Here is a 22928-nt window from a genome sequence, read left to right on the forward strand (position 1 = left end):
CATCCGTATGAGTGTTCCGTCCGCTCAGTCAGAGATCACCGCCGAACAGAACTACGTCGACACCATCTACGCCCGCCTCGACCACCTCCGCGCGGAGGCCGAGCGCCAGCTCACCAGCACCATCCGCGACTCCACCACCGAAACCGACCAGGGGGTACGGGAGCGGCAGCATCTCGCCGAACGCCTGGCCCAGCGCGCCGCCGGCCTGACCGCGGCCGAACGGGGCCTGGTGATCGGCCGCCTCGACACCGACGACGGTGACCGGCTCTATCTGGGCCGCACCGGCATCGCCGACGACAACCGCGATCCGATGTTGATCGACTGGCGGGCCCCGGTTGCCGCCGCCTTCTATCGGGCCACCCCGGCCGAGCGGCTCGGCATTCGGCTGCGCCGGCACATCCATCTCCGCAACCGGCAGGTGGTCGGGGTCGACGACGACGTCCTCGACTTCACCGGCGTCGACGGCGATGATCAACTGACCGGCGAGGCCGCGCTGCTGAACGCGCTGCGGCAGGCCCGGACCGGCCGGATGGCCGACATCGTCGCCACCATCCAGGGCGAGCAGGACACGATCATCCGCTCAGGCCTGTCCGGGATCCTCGTGGTGGAAGGAGGTCCGGGCACCGGCAAGACCGTGGTCGCCCTGCACCGCGCCGCGTACCTGCTCTACACCCACCGGGATCGCCTGCAGGACAAGGGAATCCTGGTGATCGGCCCGAACCGTACCTTCCTCCGCTACGTCGAGCAGGTGCTGCCCGGCCTGGGTGAGACCGACGTCGTGCTCAGCTCCGTCGGTGATCTCTACCCGCCGCTGCGGACCACGACGATCGATCCGCCGGAGACGGCGATGATCAAGGGCGATCCGCGGATGGCGGGCCTGCTCAGCGCCGCGGTCGCGGATTATCAGCGGGCGCCCGAGGGTGGCCTGCACGTCGTCGTCGGTGAGGACGAGCACGAGCTGGACGCGGACTTCTGCCGCGGCGTCCGGGACCGGGCCCGGGAACGGGCCGGCCACCTGCAGCTCACCCACAACCGGGTCCGGCCGTACGTCGTCGGCCTCCTGCTGGACGAGCTGGTCGGCCGCGAGATGGATCGGCTGGAGCGGATGATCGACGAGGTCGAGGTGCCCGACCTGATCGAGGGCGAGGAGGACAAGAGCCTCAAGGACATGCTCGACCCGGTCGGCACTCGGGCCCTGCTGGCCGCCTCGGACGGTTTCGCGCGAGCGGCCGATCAGGTGTGGCCCGAGCTCACCCCGGAGCGCGTCCTGACCGATCTCTTCTCCGACGCTGAGCTGCGCCGGCGGGTCGGCGCCGACCTGACCGAGGCCGAACGCGCCGCCCTCGCCGATGACCCGACAGCGCCCAGCCGCTTCGAAGGGCAAGCCGGATCCGCGTCGGGTCCGTTCCCTGAGCCTGTCGAAGGGCAGGCCCGATCGACTTCGTCCCCTGAGCCTGTCGAAGGGCAGGCCCGATTCACCTCCGAACCATCCCCCGACCACCGAGCTTGGACCGTCTCCGACGTACCCCTGCTCGACGAACTGGCCGAGCTCCTGGGCCCGGCCCAGGAGCTGCTCGACGCCGAAGCGGCCCACCGGCGGCGGACGGAGTCGATCCGGGAGACCGAGGGGCACGAGCTCGACCTGGCCGCCGAGGAGGCGGCCGAGCTGGCCCTGGAGTACGCCGACGAGGACTACGGCGAGATCCGGATCGAGGGCTCGGAGGTGCTGGCCCGCTACTACGACGCCGGCGTGATCGAACCGCTGGCCGACCGGGCCCGCCGGGACCGGGAGTGGGCCTACGGCCACGTGATCATCGACGAGGCCCAGGAGCTGTCGCCGATGGCCTGGCGGGTGCTCGCCCGCCGCTGTCCGACCGGCTCGATGACCGCCGTGGGTGACCTCGCCCAGGCCTCGTCTCCGGACAGCCCGCATTCCTGGGCCGGCGCGCTCGATCCCGTGGCGGCCGGGCGGTGGCGGCGCGAGGCGCTGACCGTCAGCTATCGCTCCACCGGACCGATTCTGGAGTTCGCCGGCCGGATCCTGGCCGCGAGCGGCTCGGACGGCACGGTGCCGCGGGCCGCCCGGCCCGACGGGGACGAGCCGTGGACCAAGCCGACCACGGCCGAGGCGCTGGCCCGGGATCTGCCGGAACTGCTGACCGCGGAGCGCGACCTGCTCGGCGCCGGGATCGTTGCCGTGATCACGACGGCGGATCGGGTCGAGGCCTGCCGCGAGTTGGTCCGCACCGTCTGTCCGGAGGCGACCACCTTCGCCGAGAAGGGGTTTCTCGACGCCCCGGTCGCCGTGCTCACCCCGGAGGAGTCGAAGGGCCTGGAATTCGACGGCGTGATCATCGTCGCGCCGGAGGAGATCCTCGCCGCCGGCCGCCGCGGCGAGCATCCACCAGGGCCGCTTCGCGGCCACGCCGACCTCTACGTCGCCGCCACCCGCCCCACCCGCCGCCTAGGCCTGATCCCCCTATCCGACTTCACCCTCTGACCCTGCGCCGTCAGTCGCTGCGCCCGACCAGCGCAAACGCGGCAGTTACGCGCATCCGCGGCCGTTGCAACTGCCGCGGATAGCTGTAACTGACGCGTTCGCGGCACTTGTTGGTTAGCAGCTAACCTGTCGGTACGTACTTCTGAAAGGTTAGCTTTGACACTATCGTCGTGATCATGCTGATCGAGGTGTTCTCGGATCCCGTCTGCCCGTGGTGCTACATCGCCAAACGCCGGCTCGACCAGGCGCTGGCCGTGGTCGACCTGCCGGCGGAGGTGGTCTGGCGGTCCTTCCAGCTCGACCCGACCTATCCGGACGATCTCGATTGGACGCTGCCGGAGTTTCATCTGCAGCGGCTCGGCATCGGCTCGGTCGAGAACGATCGCCGGCTGGCGCTGGTCACCGCGCAGGCGCGGGAGGCCGGGCTCGACTATCGGCTGGACCGGGCCCGGCCGGCGAATACGTACGAGGCCCATCGGTTGATCAAGCACGCGAGCGCGCACGGCCGGGGGCTGGAGGTCGCGGAGGCCCTGATGCGCGCCTACACGGTCGAGGGTCGCTGGATCGGTGACCCCGAGGTGCGGCGGGAGATCGCCGCGGCGGCCGGGCTGGAGGTGCCGGCGCCGGATGCGTACCGGGACGCGATCGCCGCCGACCGGGAGCTCGCCGACCGCTACGGGATCCGGGCGGTGCCGACCCTGGTGCTCGACCGGCGGGTCGGCCTGGTCGCGGCCGGGCTGGACGACTTGATCAACGCGCTGGCCGCCGCCTGACGATCACTGGCCGGACGATCACTGGGCCGCGCTGCGGGCCTGTGCGGCGACGATCCGGTCCGACCGCCGGATCACCCAGTCCACCAGGCCCTGGATGTGGACCGACAGCTCCTGCCCCAGCTCGGTCAGCTCGTACGACACCTGGGGCGGGCTGGTCGGCACCACCTCGCGCTCGACCAGTCCGTCGGCGGCCAACTGGCGGAGGTTCTGCGACAGCATCTTCTCGCTGATCCCGCCGACCTGGCCGCGCAGCTCGGAGAAGCGCCGCGGCCCACCCCGCAGCGAGCAGATGATCAAGATGCCCCAGCGGCTGGCCACGTGGTTGAGCGCCATCCGGCTCGGGCAGTCCTGATCGAACGGGTCATCCCGGGACGCTCGCGCCATCATGATCAACTTTCCATCGGAGAGCTACCTGCCGTGAAGTTAGCTCTGCTCGGATTACCGGTCAAACCCGCCGGGCGCCGTTGTCAGTCCCCGGTCCTACGCTTGGCCTCCCGAATCGCGGAAGGGATGGACCGTTGCCCACCATCGAAGACAAGATCAACACCCTGCGGGAGCTGCACGAATCCGGCTGCTTCGTGATCCCCAACCCGTGGGATCCGGGCAGCGCGAAATACCTGGAGTCCGTGGGATTCCGGGCGCTGGCGACGACCAGCGCCGGGTTCGCCTTCACCCGCGGCCGGCCCGACGGCGGCGTGTCCCGGGACGAGATGCTGGCCCACCTGGCCGACATCGCCGCGGCCACCGACCTCCCGGTCAGCGCCGACTTCCTGAACGGGTACGGCGAGGATGCCGATCAGGTCGCCGAAAACGTACGGCTGGCGTTGGCGACCGGCATCGCCGGGCTGTCGATCGAGGACTCCACCGGTGATCCGGAGCAGGCCCAGTTCGACCTCGAGACCGCGACCGAGCGGATCCGGGCTGCCCGGCGCGCGATCGACGAGAGCGGCAGCGGCGCGGTGCTGACCGCCCGGGCCGAGAACTTCTTCGTCGGCAATCCGGATCTCGACGACACGATCACCCGGTTGCAGGCGTACGCGGAGGCCGGCGCGGACTGCCTCTACGCCCCGGCGATCCAGACCGACGAGCAGATCGCCGCCGTGGTGTCGGCCGTCGCGCCCAAGCCGGTCAACGTGCTCCATTTCCGGCCGGACCTGACTGTCGCCGACTACGCCGAGCGGGGTGTGCGACGGATCAGCATCGGCGGCGGCCTGGCCTTCGCGGCCTGGGCGGGTGTCTTCCAGGCGGCCTCGCGGCTGGCCGAGTCCGGATCCTTCGACGGCTTCCCGACCGAGCGCCCGCCGGTGAACCTCAACGCCCTGTTCGGCTGACCGGAACGCCGGCCGCTGGCCGTACGGAATGGAAATAGTCTCTTTCTCATGTCCGAACAGCCCGTCAATCCGGTGATCGCGATCCAGGTCGGTGCCATCTCGTTCGTCGACGAGGGCATCGAACCGGTTCTTGATCAATTCCAGACCCGGGCGGGGGTGAACAACCTGTTCCTGGCCACCCCGACCTGGACCCGCGGCACCGGCGGCCGCGCCGTGCCCGGGCACCCTATCCCGGACCACGGCGGGCAGGCGTACGACCACGACTTCGTCGGCGGCAACTACGCCACCACCCATCCCGAGTACTACCGCAACACCAGCCTGCCGCCGGTGCCGAAGAACCCCGAGCACCCCGACTTCGACCTGCTCGGCGAGGTGATCGCCGAGGCGAAGAAGCGCGGCATCCAGTCCTACGCCTGGATGGAGGAGAGCAGCTACATCCAGGCGGTGCGGGACATTCCGGGCATGCCGGCGACGATGGAGGTCGACGTCTGGGGCCGGCCGTCGTCGCGGCCGTGTTTCAACAATCCGGACTACCGCAACTGGCACCTCGGCATCGTCGAGGACTACGTGCAGAGCTACGACCTGGACGGGCTGGCCTGGTGCTCCGAACGGCCCGGCCCGCTGAACACGACCCTGCAGGGACCGATGTCGGCCACCGGGATCACCTGCTTCTGCCGGCACTGCAGCGCGATTGCGCGGGACCGCGGGCTCGATCCGGAACGGGCCCGGCAGGGCTATCAGGAGTTGCTCGACTGGAACCAGAAACTGCAGGCGGGGGAGCGGCCGAGCGACGGGGCGTTCACCGCGTTCTGGCGGGTGCTGTTGCGCTATCCCGAGGTGCTCGGCTGGCAGAACCTGTGGACCGAGAGCCAGCGCCAGCTCTACCGCGACATCTACGGGGTGGCCAAGGCCGCGAACCGGCAGGTGCAGGTCGGCTGGCACGTCTTCCACGACATCTCGTTCAGCCCGTTCTACCGGGCCGACCAGGACTACGCCGAGCTGGGCAAGCTGTCCGACTTCATCAAGGTGGTCGCCTACAACAACTGCGCCGGCCCGCGCTTCCATCACTGGGTGCACTCGATCTCCCGGTTCCTGTTCGCCGATCTCGGCCCGGAGAAGTCGTACGGGGTGCTGCAGGGGCTGCTCAACTACGACGAGGCCGATCTTGATCAACTTCCGCAGGTCGGCTTCACCGCCGACTACGTGAAACGGGAGACCGAGCGGGCGCTGGCCAGTGTCGGCCCGGACACCAAGATCTTTCCGGGGATCGACATCGACATCCCGGTCGGCTCCGCGCCCGCCGCCGTGGCCGACCGGAAGAAGCGGAACGAGAGCGTCACCGGCCTCGCCCTCAACATCGATGTATCGACCGGCGACGACCTGACCCAGTGCACCCGGGCCAGCGTGAAGGACGCCGTCCTCGCCGCCTTCAACGGCGGCGCCCACGGCGTGGTGCTGAGCCGCAAATACTCCGAGATGTTCCTGGAGAACCTGTCCGGGGCCGGCGATGCCCTGGACGAACTCGGCCTGCGTTAGTGCTCTGTGCCCGGAGCCTGGTGGAGAGAGCGGGGAGAGTTGGTGTGGAGGTCTGGGTCTACGTTCCCTGAGCCTGTCGAAGGGCAAGCAAGATCATCCAAGATCATTTCGATTGGCCCAGGTAACGAACAAGTCGTGCGATCCCTCGGCCCCTTCGACAGGCTCAGGGAACGACACTAGTCTCCGCACTCGAGGTTCCGGGTTCGGCGGCGGCCGCAGCGAGAGCTGCGTCGTCGAGCTCGATCATGGTCTTCATGCCTTGATTGAAGAACAACGCAGGCCGAGCCGCAAGACTTTGTGCGTCAGAAAAGTGGCGACTGATGGACGGGCGGCTCGGGTTCGGCGGGCACGATCAGGCGGCTGCGGGCGGAGCGGTCGAAGCCGTGGCGACGGCGGAGCGGAGCAACGGTGGTGGCCAGCTCCTCCCGGTAGGACTTCGGGGCGTAGGAACCACGGCCGTACAGGGTCCGGTAGCGCGGGACCAGGCCCGGGTGGGTCCGCGCCAGCCAGCCGAGATACCACTCCCGGACGCCGGGCTTCAGGTGCAGGGCGCCGACGTGCACGTTGGTCGCGCCGGCCTCGCTCAGCTGCCCGAGGGCGGCGTCGAGGTGATCATGATCATCGGTGAGGTACGGCAGCACCGGCATCAGCAGCACGGTGCAGTCGAAACCATGATCACGAATCGCCCGGACCAGGCCGAGCCGGGCCTTGGTGGTCGCGGTGTGTGGCTCGGCCGAGGCGCGGAGCTCGTCGTCGCCGTAGACCGCGATCGACACGGCCAGGCTGACCGGCGTCCGGTCGGCGACGTCGGCCAGCAGCGGAAGATCACGTTGCAGCAGGGTGCCCTTGGTCAGGATCGACACCGGCTTGCCGTGGTCGGCGAGTGCGCCGATGATCCCCGGCATCAGCCGGTAGCGACCCTCGGCCCGCTGGTACGGATCCGTATTGGTGCCGAGGTTCACCCCCTCCACCCGGTCGCCCTTGCGGCGCAGCTCCTGCCGCAGCCGGTCGACGATGTTGATCTTGACCACGATCTGGGTGTCGAAGTCGGTGCCGGTGTCGAGGTCGAGATAGCTGTGGGTCGGCCGGGCGAAGCAGTAGACACAGCCGTGCTGGCAGCCGCGATAGGGGTTGATCGTCCAGGCCCCGGGCATGATCGCGCTCTGCGCCGACACCTGGTTGAGCGCCGACTTGGCCATCACCTCATGGAAGGTGATCCCGGCGAACTCCGGCGTCCGGACGCTACGGACCAGCCCACTGAACTGCCCCAGGCCGGGAAGCGCGGAGTCGTCGACCGCATCGACTCGTCGTCCCTCCCAGCGCACCGGACCACCTCACGACCCTCGTCTCCTCCGCGAGATTGAGTCGAACACAAGTTCGAATCGATGTCAATCACGGCCGGGCTCTGGCCGGGGCTCTGGTCCCCCGTCGAGCCAGCCGGCGAAAGTCGGCGCCTCGTCGTCGCCAACCGGCCAGTGCGCCGGCGCCTGCCAGATCACCCGGGCCACGCCGTGCCGTCGCGGTCCTTCGTAGAGCACGAGCTGGGCGCCGGCCGGCGCCCGATCCCGCCACAGCGGGACCTGCTCGGCGAAGGGGACGACGATCACCGCCTTCGCCGGATGACCGCCGGGATGAATCACCTCCCGGTCGAAGCCGAACACCGGGGCCCCGGTCTGATCCGGCGGGGTCATCCCGGCCAGGCACCAGTTCGGCCGATAGCGGAACCGGTCCGTGCGGTGGCTGACGATCGACCGGAGCCGGCCGCCCTCGCCGGCCGAGTGCAGCCAGAGCAGCAGCCCCAACGCGACCGTAGGCGTCATGCCCCGATCGTGCCATGGCCGTGCGGTCTGTCCCTTAGCCCGCCGAAGTGCGGGCCGGGCCGCGCGCTTGTTCTTTTCCCCGAGCCTGACGAAGGGGAGACCAGCGGGTGGCGCGTCGACGCTCTGGTCGCACCATCGAGCGCCGCTGGATGACGAAAGGCGCGCCAGGGACGGGCGGGTTGGGCAGGATCGAGCCTCCACTGCCGACCGTCGGCTGGTTGCCGGAGTCGCCCTTCGCCCTTCGGCGCAGTTCGCTCACCGAGTGGACGCGTTGACCAGCCTCGCGGCAGAAACTCGCGGCCAAAGCGTCCACTCGCGTGCTTCGGAGACCCTCCCGGAGCTGCCGCCACCCGTACCGAACCGGAGGTAGGCGGGATCGGCTCCGTCTGACCGGCCCGCCGTCCTCGGCGCGTCCTTCCCATCCGGCGCACAAGCGCCGGAGGAGCGGGTTGGATCCGGTTCCCTGGCACAGTCCGACGAGTTGATCAGCACCCGTCATCTCCGTGTCGTAGCGGCCGTACGCCCCGGAACGTACCCGAAAGTCGCGATCCGGCGGACGACACACGCCGGCGCCAGGACGATGCTCGGGGGTGATCATCCGTCTGCGCTGGAAGGGGCCCACATGGCGGTCAACGAACCGTTGCATCTGGAGGAGACCGAGGTCGTACGACGATCGCGCTGGCCCTGGCAGCTGTTCCGGGTGATGGTCCTGCTCGAGCTGCTGTCGCTGCTGCTGCAGACGGTGACCGCGGGCCAGTTGCTCGGCCGCGGCACGCTGGGATCCTTGCACGGTGCCGGCGCCACGTTCGTGCACCTCTTCGCCCTGTTACTGGTGGTCGCGGCGATCTTGCTGTTCCGCCCGGGTCGCGGGCCGGCCTGGCCGATCGCGGCGGCCGCGGTGATCTTGGTCGGCGGCATGGTGCAGAGCGCACTCGGTGGCGGTGGCACGATCATGGTCCATGTGCCGCTCGGGGTCTCGCTCATCGTGATCACCACCTGGCTGCTGTTCCGGCCAGGCAGCCCGGCTCCGCTGATCGCGCGGGCCGGCGGGTGACGATCGCCGCCGAGGACGAAGTGCTGGAGTCGCTGCGGCGACGTGGCCAGGAGATCATCGACGCCGAGCTCGGCCGCCTCCGCCGAGCTGCCCCGACCCTCACTGAGCCGATCGTGATCGAGGTCGACCGCACCCTGCAACGACTGCTGGACGGCTGGCTGCTCACCCCGGTGCGGCTCCATCCTGACCGGCTGCGCGACGTCTCGGTCCTGTTCGGTCTGATGCCGCAACAGCCGGGAGAAGATCGGCTGTCTAGAGTGGCCTGACCATGACGACTCTGACCGATCCCTGGCCGCATCCGGGCACCCCCGGACCGGCGATCACCCTGGTCCAGCTCCCGGTCCCGCTGCTGCACGAACTGGCCCGCGGCGACGGCGGGCCGGAGGCCGAAGGGAGCGACCTGCTGACCCCGTACCTGATCGGCGAGGAGTGTGCCTGGCTGTGGCGGTTCCGCAGCGGGCAGGTCGAGACCGAGCCGGCCGACGCGCCGTGGATCAGCCGACTCGCGGTCGTGCCGGGGATCACCGGCGCGGTCGGGATCGCCGGGTTCCACGGCCGGCCGGACGCGCGCGGCATGGTCGAGATCGGCTACCGGATCGACCCGCAGCACCGCCGGAACGGCTACGCCCGTGCCTCACTGGAGACGCTGCTCGCGGTCGCCCGGGACCAGCCGGACGTGGCCGTCGTGCGGGCCACGATCAGCCCCGACAACGTCGCCTCCCGGACGCTGGTCGAGCAGTACGGCTTCGTCGAGGTCGGCGAGCAGTGGGACGAGGAGGACGGGCGCGAGATCATCTTCGAGGTCCCGGCTCGACCCTGAGCGTCGGTCCAGGCTCAGGCTCAGGCCGGAAGCTGGACGGCCAGCGCGGCGATCCAGTGATCACCGAACATCGTCGGTCGCTCCTCCTCGCGCAGGAACAACTGCACCGCGACGAGTACGGCCAGGTCGGGGTGATGGTTCCGCTCGGGATGATCATCCGGTTCCGGGTCCTTGATCATGATCGGCAGATCGAGGGCGGCGGCCATCGCGGCATAGCCGGCCGCGGTCGGATGAAGATGATCACCCGGGTCGAAGGCCGCCCGGAGTCGTGCCGGATCGTTCGGGTCGCGGAGCAGCCGGTCGAAGTCGATCACCGCGTCGAAGACGCCGCTCGACCGGATCCACCGGTTGACCGTACGCCGATCCTGCTCGCCGGCCGCGGTGAAGCCGCCGGAGCCGCCGAACGGGGTCAGCGTCGCCCCGACCACCCTCAAGCCACGGGCGCGGGCCCGGCGGACGAGCTCGGCCTGGGCCCGGATCAGCTGCTCCGGCCGGACGGCGCCGCGGCTGTGGATGATGTCGTTGATCCCCTCCAGGATGATCACCGTCCGCACCCCGGTCTGGCCGAGGACGTCCCGGTCGAAGCGGGTGAGCGCGCTCAGTCCGGCGCCGTCGGAGAGCAGGGCGTTGCCGCTGATGCCGGCGTTGAGCACGGCCGGCCGGTCGGGGAACCGGTCGCGGAGCCGCGCCGCCAGCCGATCCGGATAGCTGGCGTCGGCATCGATCGATCCCGCCTCACAGCAGCCCTCGGTGATCGAATCCCCGAACGCCACCACGGCCCCGGCCGAACGGGTCAGCACGTCGACCCCGGCCAGGAAATAGAAGGACGGCCCGATCGCGGTGAACCGGCCGGACCGCGCATCGGCGCTGGCGTCACCGGCGGCCCGATAGCTGGTCGCCCAGCCGTGCCGGTGCCAGGTGGCGCGGCCGGTCGGGACCGGCAGATACAGGCTGATCACCAGGTGGCTGCCGTCCGGCACCGGCAGCGCGACGGGGTCGGACAGCGCCTCGGCGCCGACCGGGATCGTCGTCGCCGTCGCGCCGTGGAAGGTGAGCCGCAGCGGCTGTCCGGCGGTGCCCGCCCCGGCCGCTCCTCGGCGCAGGGCGACCGTCGCGGCACCGATCCGCAGGTCGCGGTCGCCGAAGACGTTGCTCAGCCGGACCCGGATCCGGTCGCCGCCGAGGGACAGATCGACGACCTGTCGCAGCGTCTGATCGGTGAAACCCGAGGCGGCCGGCTCGGATCGCCCGGCGCGGTCGACCGCGGTCATCCAACTGCCGACCCAGCCCGCCCGCTGCCCGTTCAAACCTTCAACGGGTACGTCATCGACGGCAAGACCGAACGCCTGGGCGGTGGGGATCGCGCCGAACAGGATCACGCTGAACGCGAGGGTGGCCACCGCGACCCGCGGTGACCGGCGGCCGATCCGGGCGAGGTTCCGCAGCAGGGCCGGGCCGTGGAAACGCCGCAGCGACGCGAGAACCGCAGCGAATCGAGCCATCGTGACTCCCCCGTCGGACCAACGGAATCAAGCAGAACCTTAAGCGCTGTTCGGCCGGGTTCCAATCCCCCGAAGCAGGTTCGTTCGCTCCCCGAGCCTGTCGAAGCATGTCCTGAGCCTGTCGAAGGGGGCAAGCCCGATCTGCTACGCCTTCCGCTCCACCGGCATCCGGAACGAGAATCCGGCCGCCACGAAGATCAACACCGCGCCGACCCCGAACGCCACCGGATAGGAGACGTGGTCGGCCAGCACCCCGGCGACCAGCGGCCCGACGATCGCACCGAAGTCGGCGCACATCGAGAACACCGCGACCCCGCGCCCGGCCCGGCCACCGGCGGCATCGCCGACCGCCGCGGCCGGGGCGGTGCCGAGGAAGGCGGCGGCGACGCCGTAACCGCAGAGGATGATCACCAGCAGCACGATGTTCGACGCGAACGGGATCGCCACCACGGTCGCGCCGGCCAGCAGGCAGCCGATGATCATGGCCGGGCGACGGCCGACGGTGTCGGTGATCCGGGCCGCCGGCGCGACCGCGATGGTCTGCACCACCGCGGCGACGGCGAAGGCGATCCCGGTCCAGGCGGGCTCGCCGTGCAGCACGTCGACGATCAACACCGGCACCAGCGAGCTGCGGACGCCGAACGATGTCCACCCCTGGGCCAGGTTGGTCACACAGGCGGCCTGGAACCGGCGGTCGGCGAGCAGGGTCCGCAGCGGCACGGGCTGGATGGCCGCGTCGGTCGACCCCGGTCCGGGCGAGCGGAGCAAGATCAACCCGACCGTCCCGGCGACCACCAACGCCCCGGCGTAGAAGAAGAAGGGAGCGTTCAGCGAGATCGTCGACAGCCCGCCGCCGATCGCCGGCCCGGCCATGCTGCCGATCAGGAAGCCGCCCTGGAAGAAGCCCGTCGCCCGGCCCCGCCGATCCGGCGCGACCGAGGCCAGCAGCAACGTCATCGCCGACACCGTGAACATCGCCGACCCGATGCCGCCGACCGCCCGCAAGATCAACAACTGCGGGTAGGTCTCGGCCAGCCCGGACACGCCGGCCGACGCCGCGACCAGATACATCCCGACGCCGAGCACCAGCCGCTCGCCGAACCGGGTGATCAACCGGGCACAGAGCGGTGCGCTGAGCAGCCGCATCAGCGCGAACGCCGAGATCACCGCGCCGACCTCGAAGTTGCCGACCCCGAACGAGCGCGCGAACACCGGCAGCACCGGCACCAACACCCCGAACCCGACCGCCACGCAGAACGAGATGACGCCGAGCACAACCACAGCCCGCGGCAGACCTCGGCCGATCACCCGTACCCGTGCCTCCTCTTGACTGCCACAAACGCGGCAGTTACAGCGATCCGCGGCAGTTGCAACTGCCGCGAACGAGCGGAACTGCCGCGTTTGGTGTGGTGGAGTGCGGGTTTAGGTACGGGCGGTCAGGATCAGGGGGCCGTCGTCGGTGATTGCAATGGTGTGCTCGGAGTGGGCGCCGCGGGAGCCGTCCTGGCTGCGCAGGGTCCAGCCGTCCTTGTCGGTGAAGATCTTGTCCGTCGTCTCCAGGAACCACGGCTCGATCGCGATCACCAGGCCGGCCTTGAGCGGCAGCCCGCGGCCGCGGCGGCCGTTGTTGGGCACGTGCGGATCGCCGTGCATGGTGCGGCCGACACCGTGGCCGCCGAAGTCGGTGTTGATCTTGTAGCCGGCCTTGCCCGCGATCTGGGCGATCGCGTACGAGATGTCGCCGAGCTTGTGACCCACCCGGGCCGCCTCGATTCCGGCGGCGAGCGCGACCTCGGTCGTCTCGATCAGCTTCAGGTCCGCCGCCCGTGGCTCGCCGACCACGAAGGAGATCGCCGAGTCCGACACCCAGCCGTCGACCTCGCAGGCGAAGTCGACGCTGACCAGGTCGCTCTCTTCCAGCCGATAGTCGTGCGGCAGGCCGTGCAGCACGGCGTCGTTGATCGACGTGCAGAGCACCTTGCCGAACGGGCTGGCCCCGAAGGACGGGTGATAGTCGATGTAGCACGAGGTCGCGCCGCGATCCTTGATCATCTCGTGCGCGATCTCGTCCAACTCCAGCAGATTCGTGCCGACATCGGCCTGGTTGCGCAGCTCGGTCAACACGGACGCGACGAAGCTCCCCGCGGCTCGCATCTGCTCGATCTCTGCCGGCGTTCGGTACTCGATCACACGACGATTCTGCCTTGTCCCGCGCTCGGCGAAGCTTCCGGGGCCTTTCCGGTCGGGGTCGGTCGGGAACGGGTTCCGCCCCGGCCAGGGGTCGACGGCGCCCGAGGTGGTTGTTCGTTCCCTGAGCCCGTCGAAGGGCTGACATGGTCGAGTCCGGCCGCCTGGCTCAGAGAACGAACGTGCATCAGGTCCATTCCCGGCAGCTTACCGCGGCCTTCTTCCTAGACTGGTGCCTCGTGACAGCCGAGACCGTGCTCTGGTCGAAGACCATCCCGGAGATCACCGTCCCGCACCGGATCGACCTCGTCCGCTCCGCCGCCCATCCGCCAGCTGAACTGATCACCTGCGGCTTCGTCGTCGCCACGGAGCTGGGCGGCCGGATCGCGATGACGTTCATCGACCGCCCGGGCCGCGGCTGGGACATCCCCGGCGGGCACCTGGATCCGGGCGAGTCCGCGGCGGAGGCGGCGCTGCGTGAGTTGGCGGAGGAAACCGGGCTGCGCCTCGATCTCGCGGCCCTGCGGCTGCTCGGTTGGACCCGGATCACCCGCGAGCAGCGCCCGCCCGAGGACCGCTACCCGTACCCGGTCAGCTTCATGGTCTTCTTCGCCGCCGCGGTGCCGCAGCCGCTCCCGCTCGGCCCGGAGCCGGGTCACGAGAGCACGGACGCCGCCTGGCTGACCCGCGCCGAGATCCAGTCCCGCTGCACCAACCCGGACTGGCTGCCGCTCCTCCCGGCCTGATGCGGCGCAGCGGAGAGTCGGTTAGAAGAAGAGACGGGAGGCGCCCCAGGCCTTGCGGTGCGGCCAGCCGCGCGGCACCGGCTCGATCGGCGGCGCTTCCGGGCACGGCTCTTGGGTGGAGCGCCAGAACTCCTCGTCTCGCTGCAGGATCCGCCAGGCCCCACAGGCGCAGCGCTGGTAGCTCCGATCGCCTGGCTCGAACGTCGACCCGGCCGACCATCCGTGCGATCCGGCGGGGCGTGGAAACTGATGCGGCGGGAACACACCCCTATCCTCCGGTCACGCCCTTACCCCTAACAACCCTTACATCGGCCCCTGACCTGTGCCTCCGCCAACTCCGCCGGGGTCGGCGCGCGCTGCGGGGAAATTCCTGCCGGTCAGTCACCGGTCAGTCCCGGCGGGATCTTCCCCGATCTCCGGACGACCACGGTTCAGCGGCGACGACACCGCTCAGCTTGGGGTCGCCGGTCGCCGAGGCCGAGGCCGGGACCGGGGTGCGACGGATCCGGGGCTTCTCACCGCGGGTTGTCAGGGGGTGAGCGTCGCCAGGTAGGCCAGGCTGCGCGGCACCTGGGGGGCGACCGAGGGGCTCTCGTCCTCGATGTAGTAGTGGCTGATCGACGAGCGGGCGGCCGCCTGCAGGATCCCCGGCAGGTCGAGTTGTCCGTCGCCCAGGGCGACGTCGTTCTCCTGCGCCGTCTTGCCGGTCAGATCGCCGACCACGCCGCGGCGCAGGTCCTTCAGATGCATCAGGTGGAACCGCTCCGAGTACGTGCGCAGGAGTTGCGCCGGATCGGCACCCGGGAAGTGGGCCCACAGGATGTCCAGCTCGAAGCCGACGGTCTCGGGATCGGTGCTCTGCACCATCAGGTCGAAGAGCGTCTGCCCGTCGTGCGGGGCGAACTCGTAGCCGTGATTGTGATAGCAGAACGTCAGCCCGTGATCATGCAGCGATGCTCCGATCCGGTTGAAGATCGCGATCGCGTTCTCGGCGTCGGCCGGTCCGAACGGGGCCTCGTGCGGGATCCACGCGACCCGCACGAAGTCCGCGCCCAGCACCTTCGCCTCGGCGATGATCTCCGCCGTCCGGCTCTGCAGCTCGGCGAAGCCGACGCCGTACGAGGAGCACTGCAACCCCCGCGCGTCCAGCAGCCGCCGGAGGTCCTCGGCCGAGTGATCGAACAGGCTGGAGAACTCGAGGTCGGTGATCCCGAGACCCTGGACGAGGTCCAGCGTCGCGCCGACATCCTGCTGGAACTCGTTGCGGTACGTGTAGGAGACCAGACCCGGCGTGCCGGTCGGTGACGTCGTCATGGATGCACTCCGAGCTCGTGGTGTCGTCGGCCGAACGGCCGGATCCCAGTCTGCCCCGGGCTTGATCGTCACCGAGGCCGGGGCGCCGGCAAGATCATCGTTCGAGACGGCATACGGCCGGAGACGTGATCACCCGCCGGCTCGGTCAGCGGTCCACGGTCGGGCGGATGTCGATCACGTCGTTCAGCACCTGCTCCCGGTTGGTCTCGTTGAAGATCTCATGCCGGGCCTCGGGTTAGCCGATCTGGCGCAGCGCGGTGCCGCGGATCCGTTCGATCCCGGCCCGGCTCGGCCCGATCGGGACCAGGGTGTCGGCCTCGCCGTGCACCCACAGGGTCGGCAGGTCGCCGAGATCGCCGTTGTCGATCACGGCCAGAGTGCCCGATCATGATCACCGGCCGATCGGGTTGGTGGTGGTGCAGGGCAAGATCGACTGTCGCGTCGAGATCATCGACCACGGCCTCGTAGTCGGTGATCAGCACCCGGTCGCCGGCCGACAACCCGTGCCCTCATGATCGGGACCGGTCACCACCGCGCCGGCCGCTGAGCCAGTCCGCGACGTGCGGATAGCGCCCGCGGCCCGCGTGGGCCGGCCCGGACATCCCGCAGAACGTGACTTCTCCGCCCGGGCCGGCGACACGCACCTGGTCCGCAGTCTCGACCGGCACGACGGCAGCACCACCGTCGCACCCCGAAGTATGGACCAACCCGGCGCCGGAGGTGCTGACGGCCGTCTCTGTGTCCCAGGGGTGTCGAGTTGGCGCGGGCGCGTTTCCGCGTCGATGATCACGGGCACGGGCACGGGCACCCGGCCACCGCCCGCATCGGGTCGGGACGAGGACGGAGTCCCGGACAATGATCGGATGCGGCAGGGAGCGGTGGGTCACGTCCGGCTGGTCGAGCACGACGGGCGATCGGTGGTCGAGAAGCGGATGGCGGATCCGGCGCGCCATGACACCGAGGTGCTGGCCCTGCGGGCTCTGGCGCCCACCGGCCTGCCGGTGCCCGAGTTGATCCGGGTCGAGCCGGGTTCGATCCTGATGACGCTGCTGCCGGGTCGACGGTTGGACGGCGACGAGCCCGACATACGCCTCGCCGGTCTCCGCGCGTCGATGACGTTGCTGCGCGAGGTGCACGGGCTGCAGCCGCCACCGGGACTGCCGAGTGCCCCGGACGATGCGTTGATCATCCGGCGCTACCGCGAGGCCGGCGGGCCGCCCCTGCCGCTGGCCATCCCGCCGGCCGGCCCGGCGGTGTTCTGCCATGGCGACTGGACGGACGCGAATCTGCTGGCGATCGACGGCAGGATCACGGCCGTCGTCGACTGGGAGGCCGCGCACCGCGGCGACCCCCTTCGCGAGCTGGCCCGGGCCGCCTGGGGTGCCGCGCAGAAGGATCCGCGGGCCTTCGACGTGATCGTTGACGAGTACGGCGCCGACCGGGCCGCCGTACGGGCCTGGTCGGCGATCCATGCCGCCGAGCTCTGGCTGTGGTTCGCCGAGGCCGGACCGGCCGACTATCTCGAGCAGCTGACCGTCACCTTGCGGCGCTGGCCCGAGACGCCCGGCACGACGTAGCGAGGATCGGGTCGGGCGCCTCCGGTGCGGCCCGTCGTCAGGGATCAGGCGTCGGCGAGGATGAGGTCGGCCGCGCGCCAGGCCAGCGCCGAGACGGGCCCGTTGAGGTTGCCGGACACCATGATCGGCAGCACCGAGGCGTCGACCACCCGCAGGCCGGCCACGCCACGGACCCGCAGTCGCGCATCGACCACATCGTCGTCGTCGGGCCCCATCGCGCAGGTCCCGACGGCGTGGTAGCCGCAGGTGCCGTGGTCGAGTCCGGCGCCGATGATGGCGTCGTCGGTGTCGACGGCGGGCCCGGGTACGGTCTCGTGGCCGATCCGCTGGGCGAGTGGCTCGGCGGCGAACAGCCGGCGCATGGCGCGGAAGACCCCCACGGCGACCGTCCGGTCGTGATCGGTCGCGAGGTAGTTGGGGTCGATGTCCAGAGGGGCGTCCGGATCCGCCGAGGTGAGACGAAGGCTGCCCTCGCTGTCGGGCCGCAGCAGATAGCCGATGCAAAGCATCCCCGGTTCGGTCTCGAGGCGCAGCGCCTGCCCGGGCTCCAACGGCGCCATGGAGAAGGGCGCGATCTGGAGCTGGGCGTCGGGACGGTCGAGCCCGGCCCGGGTCTTGAGGAAGGCCACCAGGTCGAACCCCGGCGCTGCCAGCGGACCCCGCCGCGTGGCTTCGTACTCCGCTGCCGACTCCCGCCGGCCGGCCTCGGTGCCGAGCAGCCGGTTGTAGCCGAGGTCTTCGGCCAGCCGGACCTGCAGGGACCAGACGAGGTGCTCGTGCAACCGGGCACCGACGGCCGGGCGGTCCACCGCGACGCCGAGCCCCACGGCGCGAAGCACCTCGGCGGGCCCGATGCCGGAGAGTTGGAGGAGCTTCGGAGTGCCGAGAGCGCCCGCGGCGAGGATCACCTCCCGGCCCGCGAGGTGCTCGATCACCTGACCGCGGTGCCGGCCGAGGACCCCGACCGCCCGATCTCCGCGGAGGAGCACCCGGTCGACGGTCGTGTCCGGGGCGACCGTCAGGTTGGGGCGGTGCTCGACGGGATGGAGGAAGGCGTCGGCCGCGCTGACCCGGCGGCCGTCGCGGATGGTGGCCATGGCGTAGCCGATGCGTTCGTCGTCGGTCTCGTTGAGATCCGCGACGCGCCGCCAGCCGAGCCCGGTGCCGGCGGCGATCACGTCCTCGAGCAGCGGGTCGGTCCCGGTGGTGGTCGAGACCTGCAGAGGGCCGCCGGCACCGCGGACCGCCGAGGCGCCGAGCGAGTTGTCCTCGATGGCGCGGAAGGCGGGCAGCAGGTCGTCCCAGCCCCATCCGGGATTTCCCCGCTGCTCCAGGGCATCCCAGTCGGCGCGGCTGCCGCGGTTGTAGATCATGCCGTTGACCGAGCTGGAGCCGCCGAGGGTCCGGCCGCGCACCCAGGTCTCGACCCGCTGCGCCGGGCCGATCGGGCGGGTCGGGAACTGCCAGGTGATGCTCGGATCGCCGATCAACTGGCCGAACCCTCTCGGCACGGCGATCAGCGGGTTGGTGTCCGCCGCGCCGGCCTCGATCAGCAACACGGTGGTCCCCGGGTCGGCGGAGAGCCGGTGGGCGAGCACACAGCCGCCGGGTCCGGCGCCGACGATGACGTAGTCGTACATGGTCATCGGGGTCCGTCCTCCTCGTGCCTGGCGGCCGCCGAACCGGGCCCCTCGCCCGACGGTGGTGCCGCCCGGTGGGTCGGGGGCGCGTCGGTGCGAGCGAGTCGGATGAGGTCGGCCACCGGGCCGGCGGACTCGCGGTGCTGGACGCGGAGTGGCGTCTGCCCGATGGCCGCGGTCAGCGATCGGGTGAGGCTGGCGCCGCCGATGGCGGTCAGGACGCGGCTCAGGGCCCGGCGGGCGGGGCCGGGTGGGGTCTCGTAGAACCGGCCGAGGACCCAGATACTGCCCCGCGGCGCGAGCACCCGGGCCGCCTCGGCCAGCGCTCGGCCGGGGTCGCCGACGACGCTGAGTACGAAGCTGAACACCACCACGTCGAAGGAGCCGTCGGGGAAGTCGAGATCCTCGGCGGCCATCTGCAGCAGCGTCGCGCCGGGCCGGCGGGCACGGGCACGGGCACGGGCCAGCATCGCGGGCGACAGGTCGACACCGGTCACCTCCGCCCCGGCCGGCAGGTGGACCAGGTCCTGACCGGTGCCCACCCCGACCAGGAGGACGCGCTGACCGGGTCGGATGGCGGCGAGAGTGAACAGCCGCCGCCGCAGGCGCGCGATGAAGGGCAGTCCGGCGGCGAGGTCGTAGCCCACGGCCAATCGCCGGTACAGGGCGTGGACGTCACCGTTCCCCGCCTTCTTCGCCGACGCTCCGGCCCCGGCCGACCGGCCCCGGCCGGTCGCGGCCAGCGTTCGGCCGCCGACCACCACCAGCCACGCCCCGCAGCGACAGCGGACATAGCCGACGGTGCCCGAAGCTGTCAGATGCGTGGACCGCGTCTGCCCATCCGCGGGGTCGTGGTGGTCACACGTCGGCTGCGGGAGCTCCCGCCATCCGCCGCCCGCGGGCGACCCCGGAGAGCTGCGGCGGGCGGGCGATTTCATGGATTCCCCTCGGGTGGTCGGGTGCGTTGCCGACCCCGACTCTTCCGCCCGAGCTCCGCCCGCGACAGGTCGCCGACCGGTCAGTCGGCGGACACCTTCCGGACCCGTCAGGTGGGTACGACGACAACCGCAGCGCCTCGTGGTCCGCGCACAAGCTGTGATCACCCGGTGACACCTAGCCTGAGGTCATGGCGGAACAGCGCATCGCACTGGTCACCGGCGCGAACAAGGGGATCGGGTTGGCCGTGGCCCGCGGCCTGCTCGCGCTGGGTCTGGTGGTGTATCTGGGTTGCCGCGACCCGGAGAACGGACGGCGGGCCGCCGCCAGTCTCGAAGACCTCGCGCCGGGTGCCCGTTCCGTGCGGCTCGACGTGACCGAGGCGGCGTCGATCACCGCCGCGTTCGATCGGCTCGATCGCGAGGAAGGTGTCCTGGACATCCTGGTCAACAACGCCGGCATCGTCGGTCCGCTCGACCCGCCGAGTGCGTCGTCGATGCAGGGCCTGCGGGAGACGTACGAGACGAATGTCTTCGGGGTGGTCGCCGTGACCAATGCGATGCTGCCGCTGCTCCGGAGATCACCGGCCGGTCGGATCGTCAATCTCACCAGCGATCTCGGATCGCTGACCCTGGCCTCGGCCGACCCGTCGTTTCCCCAGCTGCTGGCCTACAACTCGTCCAAGACGGCTCTCAACGCGATCACCGTGACCTACGCCAACGAGCTCCGCAGCGACGGCATCCTCGTCAACGCCGTTTCGCCCGGCTCGGTGGCCACCGACCAGAACGGGCATCGCGGGGAGCTCACGCCCGACCAAGGAGCGCGGCTGCCGATCAGGTTCGCGACGCTGCCCCAGCACGGTCCGACGGGCACCGCGGTCACGGCCGGTTCCGACCTCGAGGAGCGCCCGCTTCCCTGGTAGCGCCGGGGCGACGGCCGGCGGCGGTCAGCAGGAGCCGTCGTACTCGCCGATGGCGGTGACCTTGGCGGCCGAGGCGGAGCCGGGGTCGAAGGTGTAGCCGAGCCATTCCCGGGCCAACCGGCGGGCCAGCTCGATGCCGACGACACGTTGACCGAAGCAGAGCACCTGGGCGTCGTTGCTGAGCACGGAGCGTTCCACCGAGAACGAATCGTGCGCGGTCACGGCCCGGATCCCGGGGACCTTGTTGGCGCTGATCGCGACGCCGAGCCCGGTGCCGCAGACGAGCAGCGCCCGGTCGGCCTGGCCGTCGGCGATCAGCCGGGCCGCGGCGACGGCGACGTGCGGATAGGCGGTGTGCTCGTCCGCGCTCACCCCGACGTCGATCACCTCGGTGACCCGGTCGTCGCCGGCCAGGTCGGACTTCAGGATCTCCTTGTACTGCAGGCCGGCGTCGTCGCAGCCGACGACCACCCGCCAGGTCTGCTGGTCACTCATCTCAGTCCTTCCTCACGACTCCGGTAAAGCTCTCCCACCACGGTGACACAGCGCGCGAACGAGACCGCGCCCGCGTCCGGGGTGCCGACGCTGCGCTCGGCCAGCGGGCGGGCCCGGCCGACCTTGGGCCGTAGTCCGGCGGTCCGCGCGGCCGCGTCGGTGGCGGCGACGGCACCGGCGGTCCAGGCGTCGAGCCAGCCGTCACCGCGGGCCACGCCGGCCTCGACGGTCTCGGTGAACGGTAGCCAGGCGTCGAGCATGGTCTTGTCGCCCGGTTCGGCGCCACCCAGCTCGATCAAGGCTTGGTACGAGGCGCGGACCGCGGCCGCCACCGTGCCGGCGTCCGGCGCCCCGAGGTCGCCCAGCCCGTCACCGAACGCGGTCAGCGCCGCACCCCAGAGGACGCCCGAGGTGCCGCCGGCCTTGGCGGCCCACTGCTCCCCGGCGGCGCGGAGTGCACTCCCGGCGCCGGCCCCGGCGGCGACCGCCGACCGCGCGGCCTCGCTCGCGGCGCTGGATCCCTTCACCATGCCGCGACCATGATCACCGTCTCCGGCGACGGCGTCGATCCGGCCGAGCTCCTCCTCGTCGGCGACCATCGCCTCGGCGATCGCCTCGATCGCCGTCGCGACCCCGCCGGCGATCACTCGGGACGCCTCGTCCGCGTCGCGCGGGTCCGGCCCGGGCGCCACGGCCGCGCCAGCGGCCTGCTCGGGGGTCCGCCTCGCGCCACCCGCTCCGGCGGCGATGCCGCGCCGGAAGGTGGGCGTGTCGGCCGGGGCGAGCCAGAGCCGCTCCAATTCCTCGTCCAGCCAGGTGATCGTCAACGAGCAGCCGGCCATGTCGAGGCTGGTCACCAACTCGCCGACCTCCGGCCGGACCAGCTCGAAGCCGGCCTGCCGGAGCAGCCGCGCCGCGTCGCCCCAGAGCACGAACAGCTCCTCGTACTTGGTCCGGCCGAGCCCGTTCAAGATCACCGCGAGCCGCTTCGGCGCGCCGTCCGGGACCTCGGCCAGCACCCCGTCGACCAGCAGCTTGGCCAGGTCGGCGGCCAGGAATTGATCTTGCTCGTCGACGCCGGGCTCGCCGTGGATGCCGAGCCCGACGCCCATCCGGCCCTCCGGCACGGTGAACAGGGGATGATCGGCGCCGGGCAGGGTGCAGCCGTCGAACGCGACGCCCAGGGTCCGGGTGGCAGCGTTGCTCGCCTCGCCGACGCGGACCACGTCGTCGAGGCCGTACCCCTCCTCGGCGGCGGCCGACATGATCTTGAAGACGGTGAAGTCACCGGCGATGCCGCGCCGCTTGGCGAGCTCGTCCGGTCCGGCGCTGGCGATGTCGTCGGTGATCGCGACGTAGCGGGCGTCGATCCCCTCGGACTGCAGCTGTTGGACGGCGAGGCCGAAGTTGAGCACGTCGCCGGCGTAGTTGCCGGTGGTCAAGATCACCCCGGCGTCGCCGTGCGCGGCCCGGGCCACCGAGGCCGCCTCGGAGGCCGAGGGTGAGGTGAAGACGTTGCCGACCACGGCCCCGTCGGCGAAGCCCGGCCCGACCGTCCCGCAGAACGCCGGATAGTGCCCCGACCCGCCGCCGGTGACGACGGCGACCTTCCCCGGCCGGGTCGTCGTCGCCCGCACCACACCCCCGGGAACCCCGATCACATACTCGGCATTCGCATCCAGGAACCCCACCAGCATGTCCTCGGCAAACAACGCCGGATCATTCCAAACCCTCGTCATACCCCTACCCTCCTAACCCGCCGAGACGGCACTAAC

General features: G+C 70.8%; 22 protein-coding genes and 1 pseudogene. 10 read left to right on the forward strand and 13 right to left on the reverse strand.

Annotation, left to right across the window (positions count from 1 at the left end):
- Positions 1-7: 7 nt before the first annotated feature.
- Entirely contained in the window at positions 8-2500 is a 2493-nt protein-coding gene (locus tag FNH24_RS26490; RefSeq protein ID WP_152365244.1) for a HelD family protein, read from the forward strand.
- A gap of 176 nt (positions 2501-2676) precedes the next feature.
- On the forward strand, positions 2677-3273 hold the full coding sequence (locus FNH24_RS26495) for a DsbA family oxidoreductase (protein ID WP_246187127.1): 597 nt from the start codon (positions 2677-2679) through the stop codon (positions 3271-3273).
- A gap of 18 nt (positions 3274-3291) precedes the next feature.
- On the opposite strand, the gene FNH24_RS26500 is transcribed toward FNH24_RS26495, so the two are convergent.
- Positions 3292-3660 carry a winged helix-turn-helix transcriptional regulator gene (locus FNH24_RS26500; protein ID WP_152365246.1) on the reverse strand — a complete coding sequence of 123 codons (369 nt, stop codon included), beginning with the start codon at positions 3658-3660 and terminating at the stop codon, positions 3292-3294.
- A gap of 131 nt (positions 3661-3791) precedes the next feature.
- On the opposite strand from FNH24_RS26500, the gene FNH24_RS26505 reads away from it, so the two are divergent.
- The gene (locus FNH24_RS26505; protein WP_152365247.1) at positions 3792-4604 is read left to right on the forward strand and encodes an isocitrate lyase/PEP mutase family protein; all 813 of its coding nucleotides are present in this window, start codon (positions 3792-3794) and stop codon (positions 4602-4604) included.
- 48 nt (positions 4605-4652) lie between these two features.
- The gene (locus tag FNH24_RS26510) at positions 4653-6140 is read left to right on the forward strand and encodes an alpha-amylase family protein (RefSeq protein ID WP_152365248.1); all 1488 of its coding nucleotides are present in this window, start codon (positions 4653-4655) and stop codon (positions 6138-6140) included.
- Positions 6141-6442: 302 nt separating this feature from the next.
- Here the strand turns inward: FNH24_RS26510 and FNH24_RS26515 are convergent, their stop codons facing one another.
- Together FNH24_RS26515 and FNH24_RS26520 are read right to left on the reverse strand one after the other, a co-directional pair.
- Positions 6443-7465: an Rv2578c family radical SAM protein gene (locus tag FNH24_RS26515; protein WP_152365249.1), complete on the reverse strand. Its 1023-nt coding sequence runs from the start codon at positions 7463-7465 to the stop codon at positions 6443-6445.
- Between the two features lie 63 nt (positions 7466-7528).
- Entirely contained in the window at positions 7529-7960 is a 432-nt protein-coding gene (locus FNH24_RS26520; RefSeq protein WP_152365250.1) for a hypothetical protein, read from the reverse strand.
- 622 nt (positions 7961-8582) lie between these two features.
- On the opposite strand from FNH24_RS26520, the gene FNH24_RS26525 reads away from it, so the two are divergent.
- Genes FNH24_RS26525 through FNH24_RS26535 form a run of 3 tightly spaced genes read left to right on the forward strand, consistent with a single transcriptional unit; the run spans position 8583 to position 9834 of the window.
- Entirely contained in the window at positions 8583-9014 is a 432-nt protein-coding gene (locus FNH24_RS26525) for a hypothetical protein (protein WP_152365251.1), read from the forward strand.
- Entirely contained in the window at positions 9011-9280 is a 270-nt protein-coding gene (locus tag FNH24_RS26530; RefSeq protein WP_152365252.1) for a hypothetical protein, read from the forward strand. Before FNH24_RS26525 ends, FNH24_RS26530 begins: the two co-directional genes overlap by 4 nt.
- Positions 9281-9282: 2 nt before the next feature.
- Positions 9283-9834, forward strand: a complete 552-nt coding sequence (locus FNH24_RS26535) for a GNAT family N-acetyltransferase (protein ID WP_152365253.1) — start codon at positions 9283-9285, stop codon at positions 9832-9834.
- A gap of 20 nt (positions 9835-9854) precedes the next feature.
- Here FNH24_RS26535 and FNH24_RS26540 read toward each other — a convergent pair whose 3' ends face one another.
- The 3 genes from FNH24_RS26540 to map all read right to left on the reverse strand — a co-directional run bounded on the left by FNH24_RS26540 (position 9855) and on the right by map (position 13526).
- Entirely contained in the window at positions 9855-11336 is a 1482-nt protein-coding gene (locus tag FNH24_RS26540) for an SGNH/GDSL hydrolase family protein (protein WP_152365254.1), read from the reverse strand.
- A 144-nt stretch (positions 11337-11480) separates the two neighbouring features.
- Positions 11481-12644, reverse strand: a complete 1164-nt coding sequence (locus FNH24_RS26545) for an MFS transporter (protein WP_246187082.1) — start codon at positions 12642-12644, stop codon at positions 11481-11483.
- Between the two features lie 114 nt (positions 12645-12758).
- Positions 12759-13526 (reverse strand): type I methionyl aminopeptidase, encoded by a 768-nt coding sequence (map, locus tag FNH24_RS26550; RefSeq protein ID WP_152365255.1) that lies wholly within the window; start codon positions 13524-13526, stop codon positions 12759-12761.
- Between the two features lie 236 nt (positions 13527-13762).
- Here map and FNH24_RS26555 point away from each other — a divergent pair, with 236 nt between their 5' ends.
- Positions 13763-14269, forward strand: coding sequence for an NUDIX domain-containing protein (locus FNH24_RS26555; RefSeq protein ID WP_161606326.1), 507 nt, complete (start codon positions 13763-13765; stop codon positions 14267-14269).
- Positions 14270-14797: 528 nt separating this feature from the next.
- On the opposite strand, the gene FNH24_RS26560 is transcribed toward FNH24_RS26555, so the two are convergent.
- From FNH24_RS26560 to FNH24_RS32735, 3 genes and pseudogenes are all read right to left on the reverse strand, one after another.
- Complete coding sequence (locus FNH24_RS26560; protein ID WP_152365257.1) at positions 14798-15583, reverse strand: sugar phosphate isomerase/epimerase family protein; 786 nt, start codon at positions 15581-15583, stop codon at positions 14798-14800.
- Positions 15584-15818: 235 nt separating this feature from the next.
- The gene (locus FNH24_RS32350; RefSeq protein WP_246187083.1) at positions 15819-15953 is read right to left on the reverse strand and encodes a lysophospholipase; all 135 of its coding nucleotides are present in this window, start codon (positions 15951-15953) and stop codon (positions 15819-15821) included.
- Between the two features lie 16 nt (positions 15954-15969).
- Positions 15970-16083, reverse strand: a pseudogene (locus FNH24_RS32735) (hypothetical protein); the annotation flags it as partial.
- A 363-nt stretch (positions 16084-16446) separates the two neighbouring features.
- On the opposite strand from FNH24_RS32735, the gene FNH24_RS26570 reads away from it, so the two are divergent.
- Complete coding sequence (locus FNH24_RS26570; protein ID WP_161606327.1) at positions 16447-17160, forward strand: phosphotransferase family protein; 714 nt, start codon at positions 16447-16449, stop codon at positions 17158-17160.
- A 44-nt stretch (positions 17161-17204) separates the two neighbouring features.
- On the opposite strand, the gene FNH24_RS26575 is transcribed toward FNH24_RS26570, so the two are convergent.
- Together FNH24_RS26575 and FNH24_RS26580 are read right to left on the reverse strand one after the other, a co-directional pair.
- Entirely contained in the window at positions 17205-18806 is a 1602-nt protein-coding gene (locus tag FNH24_RS26575; protein ID WP_152365260.1) for a GMC family oxidoreductase, read from the reverse strand.
- Entirely contained in the window at positions 18803-19564 is a 762-nt protein-coding gene (locus FNH24_RS26580) for a class I SAM-dependent methyltransferase (protein ID WP_161606328.1), read from the reverse strand. The genes FNH24_RS26575 and FNH24_RS26580 overlap by 4 nt, the downstream gene beginning before the upstream one ends.
- A gap of 362 nt (positions 19565-19926) precedes the next feature.
- Here FNH24_RS26580 and FNH24_RS26585 point away from each other — a divergent pair, with 362 nt between their 5' ends.
- Complete coding sequence (locus tag FNH24_RS26585; protein ID WP_152365262.1) at positions 19927-20658, forward strand: SDR family oxidoreductase; 732 nt, start codon at positions 19927-19929, stop codon at positions 20656-20658.
- Positions 20659-20682: 24 nt separating this feature from the next.
- Here the strand turns inward: FNH24_RS26585 and FNH24_RS26590 are convergent, their stop codons facing one another.
- Both FNH24_RS26590 and FNH24_RS26595 read right to left on the reverse strand, forming a co-directional pair.
- Entirely contained in the window at positions 20683-21153 is a 471-nt protein-coding gene (locus FNH24_RS26590) for a ribose-5-phosphate isomerase (RefSeq protein ID WP_152365263.1), read from the reverse strand.
- Positions 21150-22892, reverse strand: a complete 1743-nt coding sequence (locus tag FNH24_RS26595) for a dihydroxyacetone kinase family protein (RefSeq protein ID WP_152365264.1) — start codon at positions 22890-22892, stop codon at positions 21150-21152. The genes FNH24_RS26590 and FNH24_RS26595 overlap by 4 nt, the downstream gene beginning before the upstream one ends.
- Between the last annotated feature and the right edge of the window lie 36 nt (positions 22893-22928).

This window comes from Microlunatus speluncae (assembly GCF_009299835.1).
GTDB lineage: Bacteria > Actinomycetota > Actinomycetes > Propionibacteriales > Propionibacteriaceae > Microlunatus > Microlunatus speluncae.